Annotated in this window: 22 protein-coding genes; 2 read left to right on the plus strand and 20 right to left on the minus strand. The window is 70.1% G+C overall.

Annotated features, from left to right (window positions below):
- Window positions 1-87: 87 nt before the first annotated feature.
- From ACFV9J_RS16390 to ACFV9J_RS16440, 11 genes are all read right to left on the minus strand, one after another.
- Complete coding sequence (locus ACFV9J_RS16390; protein ID WP_385354663.1) at window positions 88-2,940, minus strand: DEAD/DEAH box helicase; 2,853 nt, start codon at window positions 2,938-2,940, stop codon at window positions 88-90.
- Between the two features lie 68 nt (window positions 2,941-3,008).
- Window positions 3,009-3,959 (minus strand): twin-arginine translocase subunit TatC, encoded by a 951-nt coding sequence (gene tatC / locus ACFV9J_RS16395; protein ID WP_385354665.1) that lies wholly within the window; start codon window positions 3,957-3,959, stop codon window positions 3,009-3,011.
- Between the two features lie 49 nt (window positions 3,960-4,008).
- The gene (gene tatA / locus ACFV9J_RS16400) at window positions 4,009-4,296 is read right to left on the minus strand and encodes a Sec-independent protein translocase subunit TatA (RefSeq protein WP_109033667.1); all 288 of its coding nucleotides are present in this window, start codon (window positions 4,294-4,296) and stop codon (window positions 4,009-4,011) included.
- Between the two features lie 276 nt (window positions 4,297-4,572).
- On the minus strand, window positions 4,573-4,767 hold the full coding sequence (locus tag ACFV9J_RS16405; protein WP_003977192.1) for a membrane protein: 195 nt from the start codon (window positions 4,765-4,767) through the stop codon (window positions 4,573-4,575).
- Window positions 4,768-4,777: 10 nt separating this feature from the next.
- A complete protein-coding gene (locus ACFV9J_RS16410) occupies window positions 4,778-5,038 on the minus strand; it encodes a hypothetical protein (RefSeq protein ID WP_385354958.1) in 261 nt (86 codons plus the stop codon).
- A 98-nt stretch (window positions 5,039-5,136) separates the two neighbouring features.
- Entirely contained in the window at window positions 5,137-6,219 is a 1,083-nt protein-coding gene (locus tag ACFV9J_RS16415; protein WP_385354668.1) for a helix-turn-helix transcriptional regulator, read from the minus strand.
- An 18-nt stretch (window positions 6,220-6,237) separates the two neighbouring features.
- Complete coding sequence (locus ACFV9J_RS16420) at window positions 6,238-7,191, minus strand: YafY family protein (protein ID WP_109033665.1); 954 nt, start codon at window positions 7,189-7,191, stop codon at window positions 6,238-6,240.
- A gap of 137 nt (window positions 7,192-7,328) precedes the next feature.
- Complete coding sequence (locus ACFV9J_RS16425; protein ID WP_385354670.1) at window positions 7,329-7,700, minus strand: FKBP-type peptidyl-prolyl cis-trans isomerase; 372 nt, start codon at window positions 7,698-7,700, stop codon at window positions 7,329-7,331.
- A 59-nt stretch (window positions 7,701-7,759) separates the two neighbouring features.
- Window positions 7,760-8,767, minus strand: coding sequence for an FKBP-type peptidyl-prolyl cis-trans isomerase (locus tag ACFV9J_RS16430; protein ID WP_385354672.1), 1,008 nt, complete (start codon window positions 8,765-8,767; stop codon window positions 7,760-7,762).
- A 185-nt stretch (window positions 8,768-8,952) separates the two neighbouring features.
- Window positions 8,953-10,314, minus strand: coding sequence for a Pup--protein ligase (gene pafA, locus ACFV9J_RS16435; RefSeq protein WP_109033662.1), 1,362 nt, complete (start codon window positions 10,312-10,314; stop codon window positions 8,953-8,955).
- 9 nt (window positions 10,315-10,323) lie between these two features.
- On the minus strand, window positions 10,324-11,583 hold the full coding sequence (locus ACFV9J_RS16440) for an MFS transporter (protein ID WP_385354675.1): 1,260 nt from the start codon (window positions 11,581-11,583) through the stop codon (window positions 10,324-10,326).
- A 103-nt stretch (window positions 11,584-11,686) separates the two neighbouring features.
- Here ACFV9J_RS16440 and ACFV9J_RS16445 point away from each other — a divergent pair, with 103 nt between their 5' ends.
- A complete protein-coding gene (locus tag ACFV9J_RS16445; RefSeq protein WP_385354677.1) occupies window positions 11,687-12,697 on the plus strand; it encodes a LacI family DNA-binding transcriptional regulator in 1,011 nt (336 codons plus the stop codon).
- Window positions 12,698-12,741: 44 nt separating this feature from the next.
- Here ACFV9J_RS16445 and prcA read toward each other — a convergent pair whose 3' ends face one another.
- The 6 genes from prcA to arc form a co-directional block, all read right to left on the minus strand.
- A complete protein-coding gene (prcA, locus tag ACFV9J_RS16450) occupies window positions 12,742-13,512 on the minus strand; it encodes a proteasome subunit alpha (protein ID WP_385354679.1) in 771 nt (256 codons plus the stop codon).
- A gap of 61 nt (window positions 13,513-13,573) precedes the next feature.
- Window positions 13,574-14,419 (minus strand): proteasome subunit beta, encoded by an 846-nt coding sequence (gene prcB, locus ACFV9J_RS16455; protein WP_109033658.1) that lies wholly within the window; start codon window positions 14,417-14,419, stop codon window positions 13,574-13,576.
- The gene (locus tag ACFV9J_RS16460) at window positions 14,371-15,000 is read right to left on the minus strand and encodes an endonuclease VII domain-containing protein (RefSeq protein WP_385354681.1); all 630 of its coding nucleotides are present in this window, start codon (window positions 14,998-15,000) and stop codon (window positions 14,371-14,373) included. The genes prcB and ACFV9J_RS16460 overlap by 49 nt, the downstream gene beginning before the upstream one ends.
- Window positions 15,001-15,027: 27 nt before the next feature.
- Complete coding sequence (locus ACFV9J_RS16465; RefSeq protein ID WP_007447844.1) at window positions 15,028-15,246, minus strand: ubiquitin-like protein Pup; 219 nt, start codon at window positions 15,244-15,246, stop codon at window positions 15,028-15,030.
- 178 nt (window positions 15,247-15,424) lie between these two features.
- Window positions 15,425-16,936 (minus strand): depupylase/deamidase Dop, encoded by a 1,512-nt coding sequence (gene dop, locus ACFV9J_RS16470; RefSeq protein ID WP_346265862.1) that lies wholly within the window; start codon window positions 16,934-16,936, stop codon window positions 15,425-15,427.
- 232 nt (window positions 16,937-17,168) lie between these two features.
- Window positions 17,169-18,935, minus strand: a complete 1,767-nt coding sequence (arc, locus tag ACFV9J_RS16475) for a proteasome ATPase (RefSeq protein WP_007447848.1) — start codon at window positions 18,933-18,935, stop codon at window positions 17,169-17,171.
- A 245-nt stretch (window positions 18,936-19,180) separates the two neighbouring features.
- On the opposite strand from arc, the gene ACFV9J_RS16480 reads away from it, so the two are divergent.
- Window positions 19,181-19,486, plus strand: coding sequence for a ferredoxin (locus ACFV9J_RS16480; RefSeq protein ID WP_385354685.1), 306 nt, complete (start codon window positions 19,181-19,183; stop codon window positions 19,484-19,486).
- Window positions 19,487-19,560: 74 nt separating this feature from the next.
- On the opposite strand, the gene ACFV9J_RS16485 is transcribed toward ACFV9J_RS16480, so the two are convergent.
- The 3 genes from ACFV9J_RS16485 to ACFV9J_RS16495 all read right to left on the minus strand — a co-directional run.
- On the minus strand, window positions 19,561-20,151 hold the full coding sequence (locus tag ACFV9J_RS16485; protein WP_385354687.1) for a hypothetical protein: 591 nt from the start codon (window positions 20,149-20,151) through the stop codon (window positions 19,561-19,563).
- Between the two features lie 221 nt (window positions 20,152-20,372).
- A complete protein-coding gene (locus ACFV9J_RS16490) occupies window positions 20,373-21,275 on the minus strand; it encodes a tRNA (adenine-N1)-methyltransferase (RefSeq protein ID WP_385354689.1) in 903 nt (300 codons plus the stop codon).
- Between the two features lie 58 nt (window positions 21,276-21,333).
- On the minus strand, window positions 21,334-22,866 hold a 1,533-nt coding region (locus tag ACFV9J_RS16495), incomplete at its 5' end, for a site-2 protease family protein (RefSeq protein WP_385354691.1).

A 22,866-nucleotide genomic window follows, 5' to 3' on the forward strand; every position in this document is an offset into this window, starting at 1 on the left:
GACTCACCGTGACGAGGGAACGGGGCGCGGAACGTGCGAAGGCCCGGCGGGTTCTCCCGCCGGGCCAGGTGAGGTGTCGGGGCCGGGTCAGCCCACGGACGAGTAGGCGACCACCCCGCGCAGCAGCTCGTCGACCGCCTTGCGCGCGTTCTTCGGGACGGTGGAGCCCGCCCCCGGCGCGGCGGCCGAGATCTGGCCGAGGACGTCGATGACCTGCTTGCACCAGCGCACGAAGTCGCCGGCCGGCATCTCGACCTCGCGCAGCACCTCGTCGAGCCCCTTGCCGGAGGCCCACATGTACGCCGCCCAGGCGAAGCCGAGGTCGGGCTCGCGCTGGCCGACGCCCTCGGTCTGGCTGATCCGGAAGTCCTCCTCCAGGGCGTCCAGGCGGCCCCAGATGCGGACCGTCTCGCCGAGCGCGGCCTTGGCCCTGCCGGAGGGCACCTTGGGCGCCATCGCGTCGTCGGCGGCCCGCGACTCGAAGACCAGCGCCGAGACGCAGGCGGCCAGCTCCGCCGGGGACAGCCCCTCCCAGACGCCTTCGCGCAGGCACTCGCTGGCGAGCAGGTCCAGCTCGCCGTAGAGCCGTGCCAGGCGCTTGCCGTGCTCGGTGACCTCGTCGCCGCGCAGGTAGTCCAGCTCCGTCAGCAGCGCGACGATCCGGTCGAAGGTGCGGGCGATGGTGTTGGTCCGGCCCTCGATCCGGCGCTCCAGCTGCGAGGTGTCGCGCAGCAGCCGGTGGTAGCGCTCGGCCCAGCGGGCGTGGTCCTCGCGGTCGTCGCAGCCGTGGCAGGGGTGGGCGCGGATCGCCTTGCGCAGCCGGTTGATCTCCCGGTCGTCGGCGGCCTGGGAGCGCTTCTTGCGGGCCCGCTCCGGCGTGATGTGCCCGGCCTTGGTGCGCAGCGCGGAGGCGAGGTCGCGGCGGGCCTGCGGCGAGCGCGCGTTGAAGGACTTCGGGATCCGCATCCGGTCCAGCGCCTCGACGGGCACCGGGAAGTCGATCGACGCCAGCCGCTTGACCTGCCGCTCGGCGGTCAGCACCAGCGGGCGGGGCCCGTCGTGGTGGTCGAAGCCGCGGTGGCCGTTGGACCGCCCGGCCGGCAGTCCCGGGTCGAGGACCAGGGCGAGGCCCGCGAACTTGCCGGTCGGCACGTGGATGACGTCGCCCGGCTTCAGCTTCTCCAGCGCCACGGCGGCCTCGGCACGCCGCTGGTTGGCGCCCTGCCGGGCCAGCTCCTGCTCGCGGTCCTTCAGCTCGCGGCGCAGCCGGGCGTACTCGTCGAAGTCGCCGAGGTGGCAGGTCATGGATGCCTGGTAGCCCTCCAGGCCCTCCTCGTTGCGCTGCACCTGCCGGGAGATGCCGACGACCGACTTGTCCGCCTGGAACTGCGCGAACGACGTCTCCAGCAGCTCCCGCGAGCGGTGCCGGCCGAACTGCTCGACCAGGTTGACCGCCATGTTGTACGACGGCTTGAAGCTGGAGCGCAGCGGGTAGGTGCGGGTGCCGGCCAGTCCCGCGAGGTGCTCGGGGTTCATGGCGCGCTGCCACAGCACCACCGCGTGGCCCTCGACGTCGATGCCGCGCCGTCCGGCCCGGCCGGTGAGCTGGGTGAACTCGCCGGGGGTGATGTCGGCGTGCTGCTCGCCGTTCCACTTGACGAGCTTCTCCAGCACGACCGAGCGGGCCGGCATGTTGATGCCGAGGGCGAGGGTCTCGGTCGCGAAGACGGCCTTCACCAGTCCGCGGACGAACAGCTCCTCGACGACCTCCTTGAAGGTGGGCAGCATGCCCGCGTGGTGGGCGGCGATGCCGCGCTCCAGCCCTTCCAGCCACTCGTAGTAGCCCAGGACGTGCAGGTCCTCGTGGGGGATGGAGGCGGTGCGCTCCTCGACGAGGGCCCGCACCCGCTCCCGGGCGCCCTCGTCGTTCAGCCTGAGGCCCGCGTACAGGCACTGCTGGACGGCGGCCTCGCAGCCGGCCCGGCTGAAGATGAAGGTGATCGCGGGCAGCAGCCCCTCCGAGTCCAGCCGCTCGATGACCTCGGGCCGGCTCGGCGTCCACACCCGCGAGCGCTGTCTGCGCTCCCGCTCCCGGTCGGCCTCCTTCATGGCGCGGCCGCGCCTGCGGTCCTGGTAGGAGGGGCGGCTCGCCTCCAGGCGCGCCATGCGCGTCAGGTCGGGGTTGACGGCCTTCTTGTGGCCCTCGGCCTCCTCGAACAGGTCGTACATCCGGCGTCCGGCCAGCACGTGCTGGAACAGCGGGACGGGCCGGTGCTCGGAGACGATCACCTGGGTGTCGCCGCGCACGGTGTCGAGCCAGTCGCCGAACTCCTCCGCGTTCGACACGGTCGCCGAGAGCGAGACCAGGGTCACGGACTCGGGGAGGTGGATGATCACTTCCTCCCACACGGCGCCGCGGAACCGGTCGGAGAGGTAGTGCACCTCGTCCATGACCACGTGGCCGAGGCCGAGGAGGGTCTGCGAACCCGCGTACAGCATGTTCCGCAGGACCTCGGTGGTCATCACGACCACCGGGGCTTCGGAGTTCACGCTGTTGTCGCCGGTGAGCAGGCCGACCTTGTCGGTGCCGTAGCGGCGGCACAGGTCGGCGTACTTCTGGTTCGACAGGGCCTTGATCGGCGTCGTGTAGAAGCACTTCCTGCCCTGCTGGAGGGCGAGGTGGACGGCGAACTCGCCGACGATCGTCTTGCCGGAGCCGGTGGGCGCGGCCACCAGCACGCCCTTGCCCGCCTCGAGCGCCTGGCAGGCCTCGATCTGGAAGGGGTCGAGGCCGAAGTCGTACATCTCGCGGAAGGAGGCGAGCGCGGTGGCCTGCTCGACAGCGCGCTGACGGGCTGCCGCGTACCGCTCGGCCGGTGAGAGATCCTCTGTCATCGTGCTTTCGAGCGTACCGGCCCGCACCGACAACCGGACGATCATTATCGGGATCGGCCGTGTGGGGGTTCCGTGGGGGGCGGCGGCGCGTGCCGTCACCGCCCCGGCGTTCCTCAGGTCACGTCGTCGTAGCCGTTGACCCGGTCCTTCGTGGCCTGCTCGGGCAGGGCACGGGCGGTGGTCACGGCCTCGACCTCGCCGATGGCCTCGGGCGTGAGGTCCAGCTCGGACGCCTCGTCGTCGTCGGGCTCCAGGGCCTCGCGGCGGGCCTTGCGACGGTCGTTCAGCAGGGAGACGGTGACCGCGGCGAAGTACAGGACCCAGATCGGGCCGGCCAGCATGATCATCGTCAGGGGGTCGGTGCTGGGCGTGGCGATGGCCGCGAACAGCGTGATCCCCATGATCATCGCCCGCCACCAGCCGAGCATCCGCTTGCCGGTCAGCACCCCGGTGAAGTTGAGCATCACCAGCAGCAGGGGCAGCTCGAAGGAGAGACCGAAGACGATCACCATGCGCGTGACGAGGTCGAGCAGCTCGTCCAGCGGCAGCAGGTTGTCGACGTTGCTCGGCGTGAACTCGATCAGCACCTTCGCCGAGGTGGGAAGCACCGCGTACGCGAAGTAGGCGCCGACGAGGAACAGCGGGGCACCGGTGGCGACGAACGCGTAGGCGTACTTCTTCTCCTTGCGGTGCAGGCCCGGGGCGACGAACGCCCACAGCTGGTAGAGCCAGACCGGGGAGGCCAGCACGACACCGGCCGTCAGGGACACCTTCAGGGCCAGGGTGAAGGGGCCGAGCAGACCGTTGAGGGTGATCTGCGCGCACGGCTTCGAGCCGGCCTCCGACTGGGCCAGCTCCGCGAACGACTTCTCACAGCCGATCGACTCGAGGATCGGTTCCGTGAGGACGTTGATGATCTCCTCGTAGAAGAAGGCGGCGACGACAGTGACGACCACGATCGCCAGCAGCGCCTTCGCGAGCCGGTTGCGGAGCTCACGAAGGTGTTCCGCGAGCGGCATCCGCCCCTCGGGGTCCTTCTCCTTGTTGCGGGCAGACTTCAGCAACCCACGTTCCCATCTCGTGCGGCGGGCCGGAGATCACACCGGCCCTGCGTCAGCGCTTGGTCGTGTCCGTCGGCTCGGTGACCGGCCGGGAGCTGGTCACGTCGCCGGGGGCGGCCTGGATGGTGCGCTGCGCCGCGGACTGCTCGGGGTTCGGCGGGTCGGCGGGGGCGGCGTCGTCGGACTTGGCCTCGCTCTTCATGGCCTTGGCCTCGCTCTTGAGGATGCGCGCCGACTTGCCGAGCGACCGCGCCATGTCCGGAAGCTTCTTCGCGCCGAACAGCAGGATGATGACGACGAGGATGAGAATGATCTCGGGGGCGCCGAGCCTTCCGAACATAAGTCTTTACCTTCTCACCGAGGCGGCTGGGTGGGTGCTGTCCGACCGGCCGGACACACGTCCGATCGATCGTCTTGTGCAGCGATCGTAACGCTCAGGGGTGAACGTGAGGCAATCCCCGTGCGTACTCCCGTCCGCGACCGGGCCTCGTTTTCCTGGCCGCGACCAGCAGCGTACCGCCCGGGGCCCGTGGGGTGACAGGGCGAAGTGTCCCAAAACGTAACTCACACCGGCCTGTCGGGCCGTCGGCACCGCCCCGTGGCGAGTTCCAGCCGTTCACAAGGCGTCCACGGCGCGGGCGGCGCTCTCGGTCGCGCGCTCCAGGTCCTCGGCGGCCCGGCTGATCCGGCGCGCGGAGTCCGTCACCTGCCGGCCGAGGCGCTGCGCCTCCACGAACACCTTCACGGCGAACACCGCGAGGACGGCGAGACCCAGGAAACCCACGGCAACCGCGAACATCGGCCAGAACATGACGTCGAGACTAGACGGTGGAGTGCAGGCGCAGGGTCCTGACCCCGCCACCGGTGAGCAGCTCCACGACCCGCTCCCCCGCCGGCTTGCGCACGGCCGTCCCGCACTCCGGGCAGGTGAACGAGTAGAAGGTGGTCCGGCTCGTGGCGCCGATGGCCAGGCGCAGGGCGCTCGCGGCCAGTTCGAAACGGCCCCGGCAGTCCGGGCAGCCCGCCTTGAACACGACCGGCGACACGCGCCTCATACCGGCGAAGGCGACCGCCGCGGTCATGCCCGGCCCGGACGGGCCGGACGACCCGGACGGCCCGTCCAGGCTGGTCCCGGACGGCCCGGACGGCCCGGACGGCCCGATCGGCCCCAGGGGGTCGCTCACAGTCCTTGCTCCTGCCTGTCGTGCCGCCCCTCGGCCGCCGCTGCCCCGTGACGCGCGCCCTCGGCGGTGTCGGCCCCGCCGTGCGCCCCGGCCGCCTCGGTCCCGTCGTACGCGGCGAGCGCCTCGCGGGCGGCCCGCCGGGCGCTGTCGGCCAGCGCGGGCGGGGAGACGATCCGGCCGTCCCGTCCGAGCCGCAGCGCGAGCCGCCTCAGGGAGGCCGGGTCGGGAGTGCGCAGAGTGATACGCAGACCGCCGTCGGGACGTTCATCGGCGCTGTCGTGCGGGTAGTACTCGGCGACCCAGCGCCCGCCGGGACCGACCTCGACGACGACCTCGGGGTCCTCCGCGGCGGGCTGCACCAGCCCCTCTGACAGGTCCCGCAGCTCCACCTCCGGCGGTGCGGACGGCTCGTCCAGGATGCGGATCTCGGCCACCCGGTCGAGCCGGAAGGTGCGCCGGGCCTCGGAGCGGCGGCACCAGGCCTCCACGTACGTGTGCCCGACGCTGACCAGGCGGATGGGGTCGATCTCCCGCTCGGTGACCTCGTCGCGGGCCGGCGAGTAGTAGCGGATCCACAGCCGGCGGCGCTCCGAGATGGCCCGGTCGACGTCGGCGAAGACACCGCCCTCGGACTCGAAGGTGACGGACAGGCGCGAGCTGGCACCGGCGGCCTCACCGGCCGAGGCCTCCACCTTCGCGGTCGCCCGCAGCAGCGCCTGCCGGTCGCTCTCGCGCAGCCCCGGCAGGGTCGCGACGGCCCGGGCGGCGACGAGCAGCGCGGTCGCCTCGTCGGCGGCCAGCCGCAGCGGCTCGGCGGCGTCCGCGCCCAGCGCGGCCGGGTTGTGCCACCAGATGCGCTCGCCGTCGGTGTCGATGTCCAGGAGGTCGCCGCCGCGGAAGCTGGTCCCGCACATCGGGAGCACGTCGAGGTCGGAGACCAGCTCGTCCTCGGTGATGCCGAAGGCGCGGGCCACGTCCTCGACCCGGGCGCCGGGACGCTCGCGCAGATACGTCACCAGGGACAGCATCCGCCGGGTCTGGTCGATGGCGTTCACGGGCCTGACCGGTTTGCCTGCCACAGTGTTGTCCGCTCCCCCTCAGCCCTTGGCGACGGCACGCAGCCGGTCCACCACGTCCGCACGCAACTCCGCGGGCTCCAGCACCACCACGTCCGGCCCGAACTCCACCAGCCAGGCGTCCAGGCCGTGCCCGTACGGAATCTCCAACTCGTCCCAGCCGTCACCGAGTTCCCGCACCCGGCCGGCCTTCGCCCGAAGGGGGTACCCCGCGCCCGCACGCAGCCGGATCAGCGCGGACCGGTCGGCGGTCTCCCCCGCCCAGCTCGCGACCGTCTCCCGGACGGTGACGACGTCGGGCACCGGCGCGGTGAAGCGCGCACCGCGCGAACGCACCTTCCCCGTGATCCGCGACAGCCGGAACACCCGCTCGGCACCGCGGTCGCGGTCGAAGCCCGCCAGGTACCAGTGGCCGCGCCAGCACTCCAGCGCCCACGGCTCCACGTGGCGGGGCTCGGGCTGGACGGCGTTCGCCTTGCGGTAGTCGAAGAGGACCGGCCGGCGGTCGCGGCAGGCCAGCATCAGCGGCTCGAAGGCCGCCTCGTGCACCGGGATACGGGGCTCCAGTGCGCTGTGCGCCTCGTAGGGGTCGACGTCCTCGGGCAGCCCGGCCGCCCGCAGCTTCTGCAGCGCGCCGCTCGCGGCACCGGCGAGGCGGGCCTGCTGCCACACCTTCGCGGCCAGCCCGAGCGCGGCGGCCTCCTCGGCGTCCAGGGTGATGGGCGGCAGCCGGTTGCTGTCCCGGCGGGCCAGGTAGCCGATCTCCCCGTCGAGGCTCTCCACGGTCTCGATGACCAGTCCCAGCTCGCGCAGATCGTCCTTGTCGCGCTCGAACATGCGGTTGAAGGAGTCGTCGGAGCCCGCTTCGAGGTAGGCCTCGACCGACTCGCGCAGCTCACGCTTGCTGAGTGGCCGCCGTGTCCCGAGCAGACACAGCGCCAGGTTCATCAGCCGCTCGGCCTTGGCAATGGCCATCGACGCCCTTCTCCCTATGGTGCTTACGACGGATGACCGTACCGCCCCGCGGTGGCGCGGGAAAAGCCGAGGGCCCATGCCCGGACAGGCATGGACCCCAGGTGACCGGCTCCGAACGCCGACCGCTCGTACTTCGATCAGACTCCGAGCAGATCGACCACGAAGATCAGCGTCGAGCCGGCCGGGATCGCCGGGGTCGGGCTCTGGTCGCCGTAGGCGAGGTGCGCGGGGATGGTCAGCTGGCGGCGGCCGCCGACCTTCATGCCCTGCACGCCCTGGTCCCAGCCCGCGATGACGCGGCCGCCACCGAGCGGGAAGCGGAACGGCGCACCGCGGTTCCAGCTGGCGTCGAACTCCTCGCCCGTGCTGAAGGTCACGCCCACGTAGTGGACGGTCACGGTCTGACCGGCCTCGGCAACCGGGCCGTCGCCCTCCCAGATGTCCTTGATCTCGAGGTCCGCCGGGGGCTCGCCGCCCGGGAAGTCGACCTCGGGCTTGTCGATGCTCACGTGTTCAGCTCCTGCTTGTCTGCGGAAAGGCAACGGCCCAAGTCTTACATCCCCCGGCGTCACATCTTCGCGAGGATGTCCACGGAGAAGACCAGCGTGGAGTCCTTCTCGATGCCGCTGCCCTCCGGCGGGCTGTCGCCGTAACCCAGGTCCGGCGGAATGACGATGAGGACGCGGCTGCCGACCTTCTTGCCCGTCAGCCCCTGCGCCCAGCCCTTGACGACCTGCTGCAGCGAGAAGGACGTCAGCTGCTTCCTGCCGTACGTGGAGTCGAACTCCTTGCCACCGTCCCACAGCACACCCTTGTACTGCACGAGCACGGTGTCCTGGGCGCCCACCTCGGCGCCGTCGCCCTCCAGGACGTACTCGGCGACGAGCTTCTTCGGCGCGTCGGCCTTCGGCACCTCGATGGACGGCGCCTTGCCGTCGGTGTTGGTGCCGACCTTCGGCAGGGCTGCGTCGTCCTGCGCGACCTTCTTGCCCTGGGCGCTGCTCTTCGCGTTGAACGTGTCCTGGACATCGACCACGAACACCAGCGTGTCGTCGCCCTTGATGCCCGCCTGCTCGCTGCCCTGCTCCCCGTACCCCCAGGTCGGCGGCACCGAGAACTGGACGCGGCTGCCGGTCTTCTTGCCGGTGAGCGCGTACCGCCAGCCGTCGATGATGCTGCCCTGGGCGAGCTGGATGATCAGCGGGGTCTTGCGGTCGTAGCTGTTGTCGAAGACCTTCGCGCTCTGCCAGATCTGGCCGAGGTAGTGCGCCGAGATGAAGTCGTTCTCCGCGACGGCCTTGCCGCCGCCCGCGATGACCGTCTTGACCGCGAGATCCTTGGACGGCTCGCCGCTGCCCTTGGCGACGGTCGGCTTCTCGCCGAACTTCGTCCCCGCCGTGATCGCCGGCAGCGGACCGTCGACGATCTTCGGCGGCGGCGCGGCCGACGTGGCCGACGCGTCGGGCGACGGGCTCTCGCTCGCGCTGCCCGATGAGCCGGAGTCGTCGCTGTCACCGCAGGCGGCGAGCGTGGCCAGTCCCGCGGGGACGGCGATGAGGAGTGAGCGTCGGCGCACGTGGGGGCCTCGTATCGGAATCGGGTCGGTCCTGTTGGCTGGCGTGCGCGCAACTCTACGGCGTGAGAAGGGCACCGCACGGCTAACGTACGGTGCCCGTGTGGCGTTCCGCCCTTTCGCGCGGAGGCGCCTGTCTCACCCGTCCGGTCTCATGCCGCCCGGATCACACCCGGACCAGACCCGGATCACATCCCGGCGATCAGCTTCTCCACCCGGTCGTCCACCGAACGGAACGGGTCCTTGCACAACACGGTGCGCTGCGCCTGGTCGTTGAGCTTGAGGTGGACCCAGTCGACGGTGAAGTCCCGGCGCTGCTCCTGGGCCCGCCGGATGAAGTCGCCGCGCAGCCGGGCCCGAGTGGTCTGCGGCGGAACGGACTTGCCCTCGAAGATCTTCAAGTCGTTGGCGACCCGGGCCGCCTGGCCCTTCTTCTCGAGCAGGTAGTACAGACCACGACGCCGGTGGATGTCGTGGTAGGCGAGGTCTATCTGCGCGACCCGCGGATGCGACATGGTCATGTTGTGCTTGGCCCGGTACCGCTCCAGCAGCTTGTACTTCATGACCCAGTCGATCTCGGTGTCGATGCGGTCCAGGTCCTCGGCCTCGATGGCGTCCAGCGTGCGGCCCCACAGCTCCAGCACCCGCTCCACGGTGCCCGTGCGGATGCCTCGGCGCTCGCAGAAGTCCACGGCCTTCTCGTAGTACTCCCGCTGCACCTCCAGCGCCGACGCCTCCCGGCCGCTGGCCAGACGCACCTTGCGGCGCCCGGTGATGTCGTGGCTGACCTCGCGGATCGCCCGGATCGGGTTCTCCAGGGTCAGGTCCCGCATCACCGTGCCCGCCTCGATCATGCGCAGCACCAGGTCGGTCGCGCCGACCTTCAGCAGCATGGTCGTCTCGGACATGTTCGAGTCGCCCACGATGACGTGCAGCCGCCGGTAGCGCTCCGCGTCGGCGTGCGGCTCGTCGCGCGTGTTGATGATGGGCCGGGACCGGGTCGTCGCCGAGGAGACGCCCTCCCAGATGTGCTCCGCCCGCTGGCTGACGCAGTACACCGCACCGCGCGGCGTCTGCAGCACCTTGCCGGCACCGCAGAGCAACTGCCTTGTCACCAGGAACGGAATGAGGATGTCCGCGAGCCGCGAGAACTCCCCGTGCCGGGCCACGAGGTAATTCTCGTGACAACCGTACGAGTTGCCCGCGGAGTCGGTGTTGTTCTTGAAGAGGTAGACGTCGCCCGCGATTCCCTCCTCGTGCAGGCGTCGTTCGGCGTCCACCAGGAGTCCTTCGAGAATGCGCTCGCCCGCCTTGTCGTGGGTGACGAGTTCGGTCACGTTGTCACACTCGGGTGTCGCGTATTCCGGATGTGATCCCACGTCGAGATACAGGCGGGCGCCATTGCGCAGAAAGACGTTGCTGCTGCGGCCCCATGACACGACACGGCGGAAGAGGTACCGCGCCACCTCGTCAGGCGACAGGCGGCGCTGTCCCCTGAACGTGCACGTGACGCCGTACTCGTTCTCCAGCCCGAAAATGCGGCGGTCCATGACTGAACATTACGCCTGATGACCCGAACTGAAACGGGGTTCGACGGCACGGTTTGGATCATTTTCCGATGAAGCCGCAACCACCGCCTCCCGCGCGGGAGCTGCGAGGACCCGCCCGGTGCACGCCAGTACGAGCAGCGAGACGAAACCCGCCGCACCCGGCACCGCGAAGCCCCACAGCGCCCCGCCGTGCTCCACCACGGGCCCCGCGAGACCCGTGCCCACCGAAGCGCCCACCGTGAACGTCGTCACGAGCCACGAGAACGCCTCCGTCACCGTGCCGCGCGGCGCGTGCACGTCGACGAGCACGAACGCACAGGCGATGCACGGCGCGAGGAAGACACCCGCGAGGACCGTGAGCAGCACCATGGCCACCGCGCCCGGCATCAGCATCAGCGGCAGGTAACAGACCGCCAGCAGAGCCACCAGCACCCGCAGCCGCCGCGCCGGCTCACCGGCCCACTGCCGCGCCCCGTAGACCGCTCCGCCCACCAGCGCACCGAGCCCCAGCGCGGCCATCAGCCACCCGTACACGGCGTCACCCCCGTGCCCGTCGGCGTACGGCACCGAGGCGACCGTGATCGACCCGAGCGCCATCCCGATGAACAGGAACGCGCCCAGCAGCGCCAGCAGCCCGCCCGAACGCAGCGCGCCCAGCCAGTGCGCCTCGCGGGGCGCCGACCGCCACGCGCGTGAGGGCGGCGACACGACCACCGACAGCGCACCCAGCACACCGACACCGTTCAGCACGAGCAGCGCCGCCTGCGGCGACCACAGCGACACGCACACCGTCACCAGCAGCGGCCCGACGGTGAACATGACCTCCTGCGCCACGGCGTCCATCGCGTACGCCGTGTGCACCTGGTCCTCCTTGCGGAGCACGCTCGGCCACAGCGCCCGCAGACCGCCCTCCAGCGGCGGCGTGAACAGCCCCGCCGCCCCCACGGACAGGTACGCGAGCGCGGCCGTCCCGGTGCCCGCGAACGCGAACCCGGCCATCGCCAGCCCCGACAGCACCGCGGCCGGCAACTGCACCCGCGGCTGCCCGTGCAGGTCCACCAGCCGCCCCAGCACCGGCTGGCCCACGGCGTTCGCGACGCCGTACACCGCCGCCAGCGCCCCCGCGAGGCTGTACGAACCCCCCTCGGCCCGCACGAACAGCACGATCGCGATCGCCGCGGTGGCGTTGGGCAACCGCCCGACCAGCGTGCCGACGAGCAGCCGCACGGCATGCCTCGCCCGGAGGATGTCCAGATACCCGGCGACCACGACGCACCTCCCTGTCCCACTCCAGCAAGTGTTACGTATAACTTGTCTCGCCATACGTACCATGTCGCCAGTTCAGCAGTCCAGACGAAAGCGCAGGCGAACGGTGGCACGAGGCAGCACCCGCCCCACGAGCCGGGACGTCGCCCAGGCCGCCGGCGTCTCCCAGGCAGCGGTCTCCCTGGTCCTCGGCGACAAATGGCGCGGCCGCGTGTCGGAACCCACGGCCCAGCGAGTCCGCGACGCCGCGCTGGAACTCGGCTACCGCCCCAACCTCGCCGCACGCAACCTGCGCCTCGGCCGCACCCGCACCGTCCTGCTGGTCGTCCCCGCGCTCACCACGGAGTTCTTCGCGGAGGTGTACACCGGCGCCGCACGGGTCGCCGCCGAACACGGCTTCGGCGTCGTCCTCTACCCCTCACCCGAAGGCGTCGGCCCCGCCCGGGACCCCTTCGCCTCCGCCCAGGCCGCACTGGACGGCGTCATCGCCTCCTCCATGGCCGCCGACGCCCTGACCGCCATCCGGGGCGACCAACTCCCCCTCGTCATGCTCGACAGCGACCCCGAGGGCAGCCTGGGCGCCGCCACCGTCAACCTCGACATCGCCGACGGCATCCGCCAGGTCACCGAGCACCTGCTCGCCCTCGGCCACCGCAGCTTCCTCCACCTCGCCGCGGACATCCCCTCCTGGACCTTCGAGGTACGCGCCCGCGAACTGGTCTCGCGGCTCGCCACCGCCCCCGGCACCGAGCTGCGCACGATCCGCGCCCCCATCTCGATCGAGGGCGCGCTGAGAGCCACGGAAGCCGCCCTCGCCGCGCCCGGGCCCCGGCCCACGGCACTGGTCTGCGACGACGACAAACTGGCGGCCGGGGCCTACAAGGCAGTCCGCCGGGCCGGACTCCGCGTCCCCGACGACCTCTCCGTCACCGGTCTCGACGACCTCGGCCTCGCCACCGCCATCGACCCCGAACTCACCACCGTCCGCCTCGACGCGGAAGCCTTCGGCGAACGGGGCATGCGGGCACTGCTGGCCGTAATGGAAGGCAGGCCCCCCGAGGAGGGGGACCTGCCGGTCAGCCTGGTGGTACGGGGCTCTACGGCCCCGCCGCGATGAGGCGAGGTGAGGTGAAGCGAGGTGAGGTGAGGTGAGGTGAGCGCCTACTCCTCGTCCGAACCGGAGTCGCTCCCGGCCTCGGTCTCGCTCTCGCTCTCCGTCGACGCCGCACCCGCACCGGACTCCAGCAGCCGCGAGAGCTGGCCGCCCACGATGCGCTTGAACTTCCGCTGCTGCGGACGCGTCCGGTCCAGCACCGCGACCTCCAGCCGCTCCGCCGGAATCTCCCGCTCACTCCCATTGGTGTCACGGGACAGCGCCTGCACCGCCAGCTTCAGCGCCTCCGCCAGCGTCATGCCGTCCCGGTGCCGCTGGTCCAGATACCCGCTGATCTGCTCCGCGTTGCCCCCGACCGCCACCGAACCGTGCTCGTCGACGATCGAACCGTCGTGCGGCAGCCGGTAGATCTGGTCGTTCTCCGGGCTGTCCCCGACCTCCGCGACGACCAGCTCCACCTCGTACGGCTTCTCGGCCTGGCTGGAGAAGATCGTGCCCAGCGTCTGGGCGTACACGTTCGCCAGACCCCGCGCCGTCACGTCGTCACGGTCATAGGTGTAACCCCGCAGATCGGCATAGCGCACGCCACCGATCCGCAGGTTCTCGTACTCGTTGTACTTACCGGCGGCCGCGAAGCCGATCCGGTCGTAGATCTCACTGAACTTGTGCAGCGCACGGGACGGATTCTCACCGACGAACACGATGCCGTCGGCGTACTGCAGCACGACCAGGCTGCGGCCACGCGCGATGCCCTTGCGGGCGTACTCCGCCCGGTCCGCCATCGCCTGCTGAGGAGATACATAGAACGGCGTCGACACCGGTTATCCGTCCCTTCCTGTCGAAATCACTGGACCACCTGACAACGAAGACCCGCGCCCGCTACAGCAGCGCGGCCCGCGGACCGTCGGGCTGCTCGAGCCGGGCCTGCAGCACCGAGCCGGCCAGCTCCGCGGCCTCGTCCTCACCGAGCCGGCGGAAACCGTCCTCGGTGATCACAGTGATGATCGGATAGATCCGGCGGGCGACATCGGGACCACCGGTCGCCGAGTCGTCGTCAGCCGCGTCGTACAGCGCCTGCACCACGAGCGTCGTCGCCTGCTCCTCGGTCAGGTCGTCACGGAACAGCTTCTTCATCGCACCGCGCGCGAAGACCGACCCCGAACCCGTGGTCGCGTAGTTCCGCTCCTCGGACCGGCCGCCCGTCACGTCGTACGAGAAGATGCGGCCCCTGCCCCGGTCCACGTCGTACCCGGCGAACAGCGGCACCACGGCCAGCCCCTGCATCGCCATGCCCAGGTTGGACCGGATCATCGTCGACAGGCGGTTCGCCTTGCCCTCCAGGGACAGCTGCGCGCCCTCGACCTTCTCGAAGTGCTCCAGCTCCAGCTGGAACAGCTTCACCATCTCCACGGCCAGGCCCGCCGTGCCGGCGATGCCCACCGCCGAGTACTCGTCGGCCGGGAAGACCTTCTCGATGTCCCGCTGGGCGATCATGTTGCCCATGGTGGCCCGCCGGTCACCGGCGAGCACGACACCGCCGGGGAAGGTGACCGCCACGATCGTGGTGCCGTGCGGTGCCTCGATGACGCCCTGCACCGGCGGGAGCTGCCGGTTGCCCGGGAGGATCTCCGGCTGGTGCTCACCGAGGAAGTCCATGAAGGAGGAGGACCCGGGCGTCAGGAAGGCAGCTGGTAGACGCCCGGTGCTACGAGTGTTGGCTTCCACGCGATTCCTTCCACGTAAGCGGCAGCCCGCCTTATGGCATCGGGCCGGTCCTTGAACTGCCCCAGCGCAGCGTTGCAGCTGAAGCACAGTACGCCACGGACCCTACCCGTCTCGTGGCAGTGATCCACATGTGCGGCGGGAGCGGCAAGACATATGCAGCAGACGCCGCCCTGTTCGGCGATCAACTGATCGCGCTCGGCTTCGGTGAGGCCGTAGTGGCGCTTCAGGTGGCCTTCCCGCCCCTGGATAGCTCGGCATGCCTTGCAGCGGGTCGCCAAACCGTCAGAAGCGGTCGTGTTGCGGTGCCACTCGCTGTGCGGCTTGACTTCGCCGCAGGTCCGACAGAGCTTGTGCCCCGCTGGAACATCGACTTTCTCGCGGACAGTAAGCCCCATGGCCTCGCGGCGCCGCCGGTAGTGCGCGGCGCTGTACTCCGCCACGCACTCCCGACACCGCACTTGAAGCCCGTCACTACGGTTCTTGTCCCGGGCGAACTCAGACACGGGCAGATTTCGCTTGCATCCCGTGCACTGTTTCTCGCTCGATTGCCGAACCACCCCGAACTCCCCCGTTACCTTCATTTCGAAGGAAAAGTGACCGTGAAGCCTTTACTGTCCGCCCTTTTGCACGAAGCTTCGAACGAAATCCTCGGCATTCTCCTCGAGTACATCGTCGATCTCGTCCAGGACGGAGTCCACGTCGTCGTTCAGCTTTTCCTGGCGTTCCTTGAGGTCTTCCGATGCCTGCGCGTCCTGCGCCTGCTCCTCGACCTCCTCGGTGGACCGCGTGGCCTTCTGCTGCCCGCCGCTGGTGTCCTTGGTCGCCATCACCCTCACCCCGCTCGGTTCGCCCGACACAGTTGCTCGGTCAAGATCAGACCCTACAAGTCCGGTCCGACATCGGCCCCGCACTTCCTCCAACGTACGGGGACCATCTCCATGGTTCCCGGACCTGGGATATTCCACCCTGTCCGGCTGTCTACTCCCCGGCACCAGCTCGGTCCGCTCACCCGCCGGACAGGACCCTGACCAGGTCGTCCGCGGTGCGGCAGCGGTCCAGGAGTTCCTTGACGTGATTACGCGTTCCGCGAAGCGGTTCCAGGGTTGGGACCCGCTGGAGCGAGTCCCGGCCCGGCAGATCGAAGATCACCGAGTCCCAGGAGGCCGCCGCGACGTCGTCCGCGTACTGCTCCAGGCAGCGTCCGCGGAAGTAGGCGCGGGTGTCCTCCGGGGGCTTGGTGCGGGCCCGCTCGACCTCGTTCTCGTCGAGTAGGCGCTTGATGCGGCCGCGGTCCACCAGGCGGTTGTAGAGGCCCTTGTCGGGCCGTACGTCGGCGTACTGGAGGTCGACGAGGTGCAGCCGGGCGGCGTCCCAGTCGAGGTTGTCGCGGCGGCGGTAGCCCTCCATGAGCTCGCGCTTGGCGACCCAGTCCAGTTCGCCGGCCAGGCTCATCGGGTCGTTCTCGAGCCGGTTGAGGGTGTCCTCCCAGCGGCCGAGGACGTCCTTGGTCTGGTCGTCGGCGTCCGCGCCGTAGCGTTCCTCGACGTATTTGCGGGCCAGCTCGTAGTACTCCATCTGGAGCTGTACGGCGGTGAGTGTGCGGCCGCTGCGCAGGGTGACGAGGTGCTTGAGCGTGGGGTCGTGCGAGACCTGGTGGAGGGTGCGTACGGGCTGGTCGACGGCGAGGTCGACGGCGATGAAGCCGTCCTCGATCATGGAGAGGACCAGGGCCGTGGTGCCCAGCTTGAGGTAGGTCGAGATCTCCGACAGGTTCGCGTCGCCGATGATCACGTGCAGGCGGCGCCATTTCTCGGCGTCGGCGTGCGGTTCGTCGCGGGTGTTGATGATGGGGCGCTTGAGGGTCGTCTCCAGGCCGACCTCGACCTCGAAGTAGTCGGCGCGCTGGCTGAGCTGGAAGCCGTGTTCGTGGCCGTCCTGGCCGATGCCGACGCGGCCGGCGCCGGTGAAGACCTGGCGGGAGACGAAGAAGGGGGTCAGGTGGCGCACGATGTCCGAGAAGGCGGTTTCCCGCTTCATCAGGTAGTTCTCGTGTGTGCCGTAGGAGGCGCCCTTGTTGTCGGTGTTGTTCTTGTAGAGGTGGATGGGCTGGGCGCCGGGGAGCTGGGCGGCGCGTTCGGCGGCTTCGGCCATGATGCGTTCGCCGGCTTTGTCCCACAGGACGGCGTCGCGCGGGTTGGTGACTTCCGGAGCGCTGTATTCGGGGTGGGCGTGGTCGACGTAGAGCCGTGCTCCGTTGGTGAGGATGACGTTGGCGAGGCCGATGTCCTCGTCGGTGAGCTGGCTGTTGTCGGCGGCCTCGCGGGCGAGGTCGAAGCCTCGCGCGTCCCGGAGCGGGTTTTCCTCCTCGAAGTCCCAGCGGGCCCGGCGGGCCCGGTGCATCGCCGCCGCGTAGGCGTTGACGATCTGGGACGAGGTGAGCATGGCATTGGCGTTGGGGTGGCCGGGGACGGAGATTCCGTACTCCGTCTCGATGCCCATTACTCGCCGTACGGTCATGCGGCCCTCCTTGCCCGGCGGCGCCCGTAGTGGGCGCCGCTCAAGTACCGCTGGCGCTCCGATGCGTGTGCGGTGCCCGTCCCCGCACTGCGCGACTCGGCGGTATGGAAGAGCCTAGAACGCCTTTGCGCTGGCGGGGAGATCATTTGCGTCATTGCCTTGCTCCAGCCGGGGCTCCGGAAAACAGTCGGCTGCGGGTACCCGGTGTGGGCACCCGCAGCCGCCCCGCTTTTTACAGGTACTGACCGGTGTTTGCCACCGTGTCGATGGAGCGTCCGGTGTCCGCGCCCTGTTTTCCGGTGACGAGCGTACGGATGTACACGATGCGTTCGCCCTTCTTTCCGGAGATGCGGGCCCAGTCGTCGGGGTTGGTGGTGTTGGGGAGGTCTTCGTTCTCCTTGAACTCGTCCACGCAGGCCTGGAGGAGGTGGGAGACGCGGAGGCCCTTCTGGTTCTTGTCGAGGAAGTCCTTGATCGCCATTTTCTTGGCGCGGCCCACGATGTTCTCGATCATGGCGCCGGAATTGAAGTCCTTGAAGTAGAGGACTTCCTTGTCGCCGTTGGCGTAGGTGACTTCCAGGAAGCGGTTCTCCTCGGATTCGGCGTACATCTGTTCCACTGCCGTCTGGATCATGCTGGAGACGGTGGCCGCCTTGTCCTTCTCGTGCTCCGCGAGGTCGTCGGAGTGGAGGGGGAGGCGTTCGGTGAGGTACTTGCCGAAGATGTCCTTGGCCGCTTCGGCGTCCGGACGTTCGATCTTGATCTTCACGTCGAGCCGGCCGGGCCGCAGGATGGCGGGGTCGATCATGTCCTCGCGGTTGGAGGCGCCGATGACGACCACGTTCTGCAGGCCTTCCACGCCGTCGATCTCGGCGAGGAGCTGGGGGACGATGGTGTTCTCCACGTCCGAGCTGACGCCGGAGCCGCGGGTGCGGAAGAGGGATTCCATCTCGTCGAAGAAGACGATGACGGGGGTGCCCTCGCTGGCCTTCTCACGGGCTCGCTGGAAGACCAGGCGGATCTGCCGCTCGGTCTCGCCGACGTACTTGTTGAGCAGTTCGGGGCCCTTGATGTTGAGGAAGAAGCTCTTGCCGGCGGCCTGGCCGGTGACCTCGGCGACCTTCTTGGCCAGCGAGTTGGCGACGGCCTTGGCGATGAGCGTCTTGCCGCATCCGGGGGGCCCGTAGAGCAGGACGCCCTTGGGCGGCCGCAGCTCGTGCTCCCGGAACAGGTCGGGGTAGAGGTAGGGGAGCTCGACCGCGTCGCGGATCATCTCGATCTGTCCGCCGAGGCCACCGATCTGCTCGTAGCCGATGTCGGGGACCTCTTCGAGGACGAGTTCTTCGACCTCGCTCTTGGGGACGACCTCGTAGACGTATCCGGAGCGGGGTTCGAGCAGGAGGGCGTCGCCGGGGCGGATGGTGAGTCCGCGCAGGGGTTCGGCGAGCCGTACCACTCGTTCCTCGTCGGTGTGGCCGAGTACCAGGGCGCGCTCGCCGTCCTCGAGGATCTCCTTGAGGGTGACGATGTCGCCGACGCTCTCGTACTCCATGGCCTCGACCACGTTGAGTGCTTCGTTGAGCATCACTTCCTGGCCGCGCCTCAGCTCGTCGAGCTCGACGCTCGGGCTGACGTTCACCCGGAGTTTGCGGCCGCCGGTGAAGATGTCTGCGGTGCCGTCCTCGTTGGCCTGCAGGAAGACGCCGAAGCCGGCGGGTGGCTGGGCCAGCCGGTCGACTTCTTCCTTGAGGGCCACGATCTGGTCGCGGGCCTCGCGCAGTGTGCCGGCGAGTCGTTCGTTCTGGGCGGACACGCCGGCCAGGTTGGTCTGCAGTTCGACGATCCGCTCTTCGAGAATTCTCGTGTGTCGCGGAGATTCGGCGAGCTTGCGTCGCAGGACGGCGATCTCCTGCTCAAGGTAGGCCACCTGCCCGGCCGGGTCCTCGGACCCGCGTCCCGGGCGGATGCCGCGGTTCATGTCGTCGTCGTGGGCTGCCACGGTCCTCACCTCCTCCAAGGGGAGCTGGACGCTTCCAGACCCTACCTGGGTGGGTGTCGATTGAAACCCCTAGATCACAAAGACTGTCGGGGTGTGTCCGATCTTCACCCTTGCGCTCTCCCTCACGCCAGGGGAATACCCACGGAACGTGGGGGGAACCCCGGCGGGGGTAGGGTCGAAGTGTTCAACACCCGTCAGAGCTGGCCGGATTCCCGAACGGCTCGGCGCAGGAAACGGCAGGAGAGATGAGCGTGCAGCAGGAGGCCGTTGTCGAAGGCGAGGCTCTGGAGGTCTGGATCGACCAGGACCTGTGTACCGGCGACGGCATCTGCGCGCAGTACGCGCCCGAGGTGTTCGAGCTGGACATCGACGGTCTGGCCTACGTGAAGGGCGCGGACGACGAGCTTCTGCAGGCCCCGGGGGCGACAACGCCCGTGCCGCTGACGCTTCTCACGGATGTGGTGGACTCGGCGAAGGAGTGTCCGGGCGAGTGCATCCATGTGCGTCGCGTTTCGGACAGGGCCGAGGTCTACGGTCCGGACTCAGAGTGACCAAAATGTGACTTGGTGTGCACGTTCCGTGACCGCTGTCTGGTGTGTCACACCGTCTGTCGCGGGGGCACCGGTCACACGGTGCGTGCTTGTGCGGGCGTGTCGCTGACGAACGCGCCGTTCTTCCACTGCCACTTCACGTCGTCGGTGACGTCGGGGCAGCAACTGGGCACGTCGGCGGTCGAGTAGCCGAGAAGGGTGGCGCGGACGGCGCCGTCGCGCACCGAGAGTTCGGTGGCGGTGCGGCGGTCCTTGGGGTCCACGAGGGTGGCCACGACGCGGGGCTTGGCGCCGTCGGTGCTCCGTGTGATGACGTACACGCCGTCGGGCGGGGTGCCCATGGGTGCGTCGCAGTGCACCGCGGCCACCGTTTCGGGGCGGCCGTCGCCGTCGAGGTCGCCGGAGGCCTTCTTCTGCACCACGGCCTTGACGGGGCCGCATTCCAGGGGGAAGGCCACGGTGGCCGGGTCGGGCGGCGCGATGTGGGCGGGGGCGCTCCTGGGCCCGGGGGCCGCGGCCTTGTCGGCGCTCTGGGCGGCCGTGGCGGCGTCGGGCTGGAGGACCGAGGACAGGGCGACCACGCCCGCGACGGCCGTGGCGGTGGCCACCCAGTGGATCGGCCGGGTGTGGGTGTGCGAGAGGTCCGGAACGGCGGGGTGCTGCACGAGGAGTGTCTCCTGTGAGGGCTGTGCCGGTGGGGGTGGCCAGCATCGTGCCACACGTCACAGTGCGGGGGAACGGCGGGGTGGGTACGCGTTCCGAATTCCGGGCGGGCTCTCGTCCCGTCGGGTGGTCGCCGTCAACGTACGGACGCCGTGGCGCAGTTCCGGCAGTGTCCGGGAACTGCACCACGGCGTCCGTACGTTGTCAGCGGCACGGGGCCGTCTCAGCGGCCGGAGCCTCCGCCGGCGTTGGGGCCGTCGTAGTCCTCGCCGTAGGCGCCCTTGGCGGGGCGGCGGCGGCGCATGGGGGGCTCGACGCCGTCGGCGAGGCGGCGGGCGGTGAGCAGGAAGCCGGTGTGGCCGATCATCCGGTGGTCGGGGCGGACGGCGAGGCCCTCCACGTGCCAGTTGCGGATCATCGTCTCCCAGGAGGTCGGCTCGTTGAAGCAGCCGATCTCGCGGATGGACTCGACGGTCCGGGCGAGCTGGGTGGTGGTCGCGACGTAGCAGCACAGGATGCCGCCGGGCACGAGTGCCTTCTTGACGACGTCCAGGCACTCCCAGGGGGCGAGCATGTCGAGGATGGCGCGGTCGACGTCGGTGTCGGACAGGTTGTCCTGGAGGTCGCCGACGGTGAGCTGCCAGGCGGGGTGCGGGCCGCCGAAGTAGCGCTGGACGTTCTGCTGGGCGATCTCGGCGAAGTCCTCGCGGCGCTCGTAGGAGTGCAGCATGCCCTGGTCGCCGATGGCGCGCAGCAGGAAGCTGCTGAGGGAGCCGGAGCCCACGCCCGCTTCCACGACGCGTGCGCCGGGGAAGATGTCGGCGAAGGCGAGGATCTGCCCCGCGTCCTTCGGGTAGACGACGGCTGCCCCTCGGGGCATGGACAGGACGTAGTCGGGGAGCAGGGGGCGCAGCGCGAGGTAGGCGACGTTCCCGGTGGTGCGGACGACGCTGCCCTCGGGAGCACCGATCAGTTCGTCGTGGGGGAAGGAACCCTTGTGGGTGTGGAAGTTCTTCCCGGCCTCGAGCGTGAACGTGTAGTGGCGGCCCTTGGGGTCGGTCAGCTGAACCTGGTCCCCGACCTTGAAGGGCCCGCGCCTGCGGGCGGCACCGGTCGGTTCGGACATGTGACCAGCCTACCGGTCCCAGGCCGGGCCTCCGACCACCGCTTTGGGAGAGCGGTGCTCAGGAGGGGCGGGCCATGGCCTTGACGAAGGCGCGCTCGACGTCGGCCGCGGACAGGACGCCGTAGATCTCGCCGGTCTCCTCGACGACGAGGTATTCGGTGGCGGGGTTGGCGCGCAGGGCGTCCAGGAGTTCCTCGCCGGACAGTTCCGCGGAGACGCGCATGCCGTCGGTGAGGTCCTGGGCGAGGGTGCTGACCGGTACCCAGGGGCGGCGGTGCTCGGGTACGCCGACGATGGCGGCCTCGCGGACCAGGGAGGCGGGGGTGCCTTCGCCGTCGACGACGACGAGGGCGCGGGCGCCGGAGGCGTTGGCGCGGCGCAGGGCCTCGGAGAGGGGGGTGTCGGCCTGGACGGGGACGGCGCGCCGGGTGAGGGCGCGGGCGCGCAGTTCGGGGAGGTGTTCGCGCAGGCGGGCCATGCGGAGGCTGTTTCCGGCGCCGGTCCAGATGATCGCGGCGAGGATGGCGGCGAGCAGGGCGTCCATGACGGTGTCCATGCCGACGTCGTCCGCGGCGTCGCTGCCGAGGGACTGGGTGAGCAGCGGCAGGCCGATCAGTACGGCGATGGCGAGGGCGCGGCCGACCCAGGCGGCGGCGATCGTTCCGCTCATGGGCTTGCCGGTGAGCTTCCAGACGACGGCGCGGAGCATGCGGCCGCCGTCGAGGGGGAGGCCGGGCAGCAGGTTGAAGGCGGCCACGATGAGGTTGGAGACCATCAGGCCGGCCAGCAGCACACCGGCGACGCTGTCGGGCTCCACGGGCAGCAGGGCGGCGTAGAAGATGCCGGAGAGGACGAGGGAGAGCAGGGGCCCGACGAAGGCCAGGACGAACTCGCGGCCGGGGGTCTCGGCTTCCTTCTCGATCTCGGAGACGCCGCCGAAGAACTGGAGCTGGATGCGGCGGACGGGGAGCTTGAAGCGGAGGGCGGCGACCGTGTGGGCGAGCTCGTGGACGAGGACGGAGGCGTAGAAGGCGACGGCGAAGAAGAGGGAGACCAGGTAGCGGGCGGCGCCCAGCTCGGGCAGTACGCGGTCGAGCTGGCCGCCGAACACCCAGGTGATCAGGACGGCGACCAGGAACCAGCTGGGGGCGACGTACACGGGCACGCCGAAGGGGCGGCCCATCAGCAGCCCGCCCCCGGGTTCTGGTCGGCGCTGCGGCGGCTTGCCCGGCCCGCCCGCGCCCTCGGTGTGGGCCTCGGCGCGGTGGTGGTGCGGGGCACCGGCGCCGTGAGCGGCGTGCCGGGGGCCTGCGGCCGGTTCGGGGCGCCTGGGGGGCGCGGGGGCTTCGGGGGTCTGGGCGGCTTCGCCGGGTGTCTCCCCCGGCCCGGGGCGCGTCGGCGCCTGCGAATCCGGGGCTTCGGGGGCCGGGGTCCCACTGCCCGGGGTCTCGGGGCGGGGGGTCTCAGGGCCCGGCGTCCCAGAACCCGGAGCCCCGGAGCCCGGCGTCCCAGAACCCGGAGCCCCGGAGCCCGGTCCGTCGGAGCTCGGTGCCCCGGGGCCCGGCGTCTCGGAGCCCGGTCCGTCGAAGCC

It is taken from the genome of Streptomyces sp. NPDC059906 (genome assembly GCF_042730645.1).
Lineage (GTDB): Bacteria > Actinomycetota > Actinomycetes > Streptomycetales > Streptomycetaceae > Streptomyces > Streptomyces rubrogriseus.